Here is a 3,602-nt window from a genome sequence, read left to right as displayed (position 1 = left end):
GATGCCGCCGCTGGCCTTCACCCCGAGTCGTCCGCCGACGGTCTCGGCCATCAACCGCACCGCGTGCACGCTCGCACCGCCCGCGGGATGGAAACCGGTGGAGGTCTTCACGAAATCGGCGCCCGCCTGTTCGGCCGCCCGGCACGCACCGACGATCGCCGCATCGGTGAGCGCCGCCGATTCGATGATCACCTTGAGCACGGCCCGATCCCTGGTCGCCTCGCGCACGGTGATGATGTCGGCGAGCACGGCGTTGAAATCACCGGCCAGCGCGGCGCCCACGTCGATCACCATGTCCACCTCGGCAGCGCCCTGATCCACGGCCAGCCGCGCCTCGGCACCCTTCACCAGCGAATGGTGTTTGCCGGACGGGAAACCCGCCACGGTGGCCACCACCAGCCCCGGCGCACGCACCGGCAGCATCGAGGGCGACAGGCAGATCGCGTACACCCCCAGCTTGCGCGCCTCGACGACCAGCGAGTCGACCTCGGCCGGAGTGGCTTCCGGCGCGAGCAGGGTGTGGTCGATCATGTCGGCCACGGCGGCCCGGGTCAGCGGCGCGGAAGTCATTTCCCGAGCATCGCACACGCGCGGCCGAGTCCGGAACATCGGGCACGGCACATCATTGCGCTCCCGTACCCAAATCCTGGAGACTTAAGCCTGTGCTGATCCGTCGCGAGACCCCAGCGGACGCCCCGGCGATCGCCGCGATCCACCGCGCCGCTTTCGCCCCGCACTACGCGGGCGATCCGGCCGTCACCGAACCACCCGAACCCGCCCTCGTCGAGACGCTACGGACCGACGAGTCGTGGATGCCCACGCTGTCGCTGGTCGCCCTCGAATACGACACCGTCGTGGGGCACATCTGTCTCACCAGAGCCGGAATCGGCCCGTTCCCGGTGCTCGCGCTGGGTCCGCTCGGCGTCGATCCGGAGCATCAGAAGTCCGGCGTCGGCTCGGCATGGGTCCACGCCGCCCTCGGCGCCGCCGACGCCCTCGACGAATCGGTTGTCGGCCTGGTCGGCGATCCCGACTACTACGCCCGCTTCGGCTTCGTCCCCGGCGCGCGTCTGGGCGTCGTGCCCGACGAAGCCGAATGGGCGCCGTATTTCCAGGTCCGCCCGCTCACGGCCTACGATTCCGCCGTGACCGGCGAATTCCGTTATCCGGCACCGTTTTACGATCTGTAGGTCACTCGAAGACGACCGTGCGCCGACCGTGCACGAGCACCCGGCCCTCCAGGTGCCAGCGCAGTCCACGCGCGAGCACGACCCGCTCGATGTCGCGTCCCTGTCTGACCATGTCGCGCGCGTCGTCGGCGTGATCGACGCGGATCACGTCCTGCTCGATGATGGGACCCGCGTCCAGCTCGGCGGTGACGTAGTGGCAGGTCGCCCCGATCAGCTTCACCCCGCGCGCGTACGCCTGGTGATAGGGCCGCGCGCCGACGAACGAGGGCAGGAAGCTGTGGTGGATATTGAGCGCGCGCCCGGCCCAGTGCTCGCACAGCTCGGCGGGTAGCACCTGCATGAAACGGGCGAGCACCACGGCATGCGGATCGTGGGAGTCGACGAGGTCGCGCACCTGCTCGAAGGCCGGACCGCGCTCGGCCGGGTCCTTCGGGAACGGCACGTGGTGGAACTTCACCCCGTGGGCCTCGGTCATGCCCGCGAGGTCGGGGTGGTTGCCGATCACGGCCTCGATGGTCGCGGGCAGCTCACCGGCCTGTGCGCGGCCGAGCAGGTCGTGCAGGCAGTGCCCGTCCTTGCTGACCAGCAGCACCGCGCGCCGCGGCGCACCGGAATCGTGCAGCTGCCAGTCGGTCTCGGGACCGAACTCGGCGGCCACCTCGGCGAAGCGCACCCGCAGCTCGTCGATGGAGAACGGCACCGTCGAGGCCTTCACCGCCTGGCGGGTGAAGAACCAGCCGATGTCACCGTCGGAGTGATACCCGGCCTCCACGATCGAGCCGCCGAATTCGGCGATGAACGAGGAGATCCGGGCGATGACGCCCGGCCGGTCCGGGCACCCGAGGGTCAGCACGAACCGACGGTCGTCCGAGGTCACAGCGGTAGAGCTCATCCGCCGATTCTCGCAGGCGGTCAGGCCAGGGCGCGCACGGGCTCGCTGACGGCGGCCAGCACTCGGGCCACCTCGGCATTGAACAGGTCGTAGCGTTCGACGTTGCCGAGGTGTCCGGTCGGCAGCACCTTGAACCCGGCGAGCGTGCCTGCTTCCTGGAGCAGCGCGGCCAGGCGCTCGGCGTGGATCGCGGGGGTCATGTCGTCACGATCGCCCGCGAGCACGGTGGTCGGGACCGAGAAGTTCTTCGCGTCATCGCCGAGGTGCAGCTCGGTGAGCAGGAAGCCGTAGCGCGAACGCGTCATCATCGGGCAGCCACGCACCACCGAGAGCGCGTAATTCAGCTTCTCGCGCGAGGTATCGAGGGTCATCACCTGCCGGGCGAAGATCCAGCGCACCGGCTTGATCGGCGGGAACACCACCGGGGTGCCGAGGATGAGCTTGCCGAGCCAGTCCGGTGTCGGCATCGAACGGCCGCCGAGCATCCGCAGCGGGATGTTCAGGCCGGGAACCATGGTCGACACCTCGACGAGTGAGTGCGCGCCGGTGTTGGTGAGGATCACCGCGGCGGCCTGTTCGGCGACCCGCTCGGGGTACCGGCCCGCCCAGGCGATGAGCGTCATGCCGCCCATGCTGTGCCCGGCCAGTACCGCGCGCTGACCCGGCAGCAGTACCGCGTCGAGTACGTCGCACAGGTCGTCGGCGAGCAGATCGGTGCTGGGGCGGGCGTAGCCGTTGGTGCTCTCGCCGTGGCCGCGCTGGTCGTAGGCGACCACGCGGTACTCGCCGGCGAAGGCGTTGATCTGGGCGTTCCAGTATTCGATCGAACACGTCCAGCCGTGGGCGAACACGATGACGGGCGCGTCGACCGGGCCGTAGGCGTGGACCCGCAGGCGGGCGCCGTCGGCGGTGACCACGGGGATCACGTCGTGCGGTATCCGCGGCGGATCGAAGGCCGCGATCCCGTGCGTCCGTGTCCGCAGGTCCGCCCGGTGGGCCGCGAGGGTGGTCTCGACCACGGTGGACACCCGGTCGACCAGGTTCACCAGAGCCGTCGGCAACTTTGCGCGCATCGGCACACTCCTTTGTGTTACTGCCAGATACAGTAACACCGCGTACCACTCACCCGCGAGCCCTTCGAGCCGGGAATTACCAGCGCGGTCCGCGCTGCACCTCGTCCACCTTCGGGCGCACATCGGCCAGGTACACCCCGGTCGCGATGATCGCGATGAACGACAGCATCCCCAGCCCGCCGATGCCGATCAGCAGAAACACCAGCGCACCACCGAGAATGGCCAGCCAGATCGGCTTGGTCATCTTGTCGACGGCAGTGAAAGCATCCGAACGCTGGCGCACAGCGTGAATGAGCGCGAACACCGTCGCGCCGAAGGCGCCGATCCACAGGATCAGCAGAATCAGCGAGGTCATCCCATTCACCATGTTCACACCCCCATCATACGAACAGCGGCCCCGCACACACCTGGTGTACGGGGCCGCTGTCAGCGGTGCTGCGCGAAGGC

At 68.9% G+C, this 3,602-nt stretch carries 5 protein-coding genes; 1 reads left to right on the top strand and 4 read right to left on the bottom strand.

The annotated features are described in order from the left end of the window. The coding region (deoC, locus tag ACFWF3_RS28320) for a deoxyribose-phosphate aldolase (protein WP_379316520.1) at positions 1-570 on the bottom strand (570 nt) is incomplete at its 3' end. 92 nt (positions 571-662) lie between these two features. Here deoC and ACFWF3_RS28315 point away from each other — a divergent pair. After that, positions 663-1,190 carry a GNAT family N-acetyltransferase gene (locus tag ACFWF3_RS28315; RefSeq protein WP_379316518.1) on the top strand — a complete coding sequence of 176 codons (528 nt, stop codon included), beginning with the start codon at positions 663-665 and terminating at the stop codon, positions 1,188-1,190. 1 nt (position 1,191) lies between these two features. Here the strand turns inward: ACFWF3_RS28315 and purU are convergent, their stop codons facing one another. The 3 genes from purU to ACFWF3_RS28300 form a co-directional block, all read right to left on the bottom strand. Then, positions 1,192-2,082: a formyltetrahydrofolate deformylase gene (gene purU, locus ACFWF3_RS28310; protein ID WP_378991066.1), complete on the bottom strand. Its 891-nt coding sequence runs from the start codon at positions 2,080-2,082 to the stop codon at positions 1,192-1,194. 20 nt (positions 2,083-2,102) lie between these two features. Further along, positions 2,103-3,155 (bottom strand): alpha/beta fold hydrolase, encoded by a 1,053-nt coding sequence (locus ACFWF3_RS28305; RefSeq protein ID WP_378991068.1) that lies wholly within the window; start codon positions 3,153-3,155, stop codon positions 2,103-2,105. Positions 3,156-3,231: 76 nt separating this feature from the next. Next, on the bottom strand, positions 3,232-3,510 hold the full coding sequence (locus ACFWF3_RS28300; protein ID WP_235569396.1) for a DUF2516 family protein: 279 nt from the start codon (positions 3,508-3,510) through the stop codon (positions 3,232-3,234). Positions 3,511-3,602 lie beyond the last annotated feature (92 nt).

Origin of the sequence: Nocardia sp. NPDC060220 (genome assembly GCF_042727815.1) — a bacterium.
Lineage (GTDB): Bacteria > Actinomycetota > Actinomycetes > Mycobacteriales > Mycobacteriaceae > Nocardia.
Note: the sequence above shows the minus strand (reverse complement) of the source record. Positions and strands in the feature narration are given on the sequence as shown.

What these genes read in the sequence shown, in the direction of transcription:
- purU (WP_378991066.1), bottom strand. Translation starts at nt 2,082, where the DNA reads ATGAGCTCTACCGCTGTGACCTCGGACGACCGTCGGTTCGTGCTGACC.
- ACFWF3_RS28305 (WP_378991068.1), bottom strand. Translation starts at nt 3,155, where the DNA reads ATGCGCGCAAAGTTGCCGACGGCTCTGGTGAACCTGGTCGACCGGGTG.
- ACFWF3_RS28300 (WP_235569396.1), bottom strand. Translation starts at nt 3,510, where the DNA reads ATGACCTCGCTGATTCTGCTGATCCTGTGGATCGGCGCCTTCGGCGCG.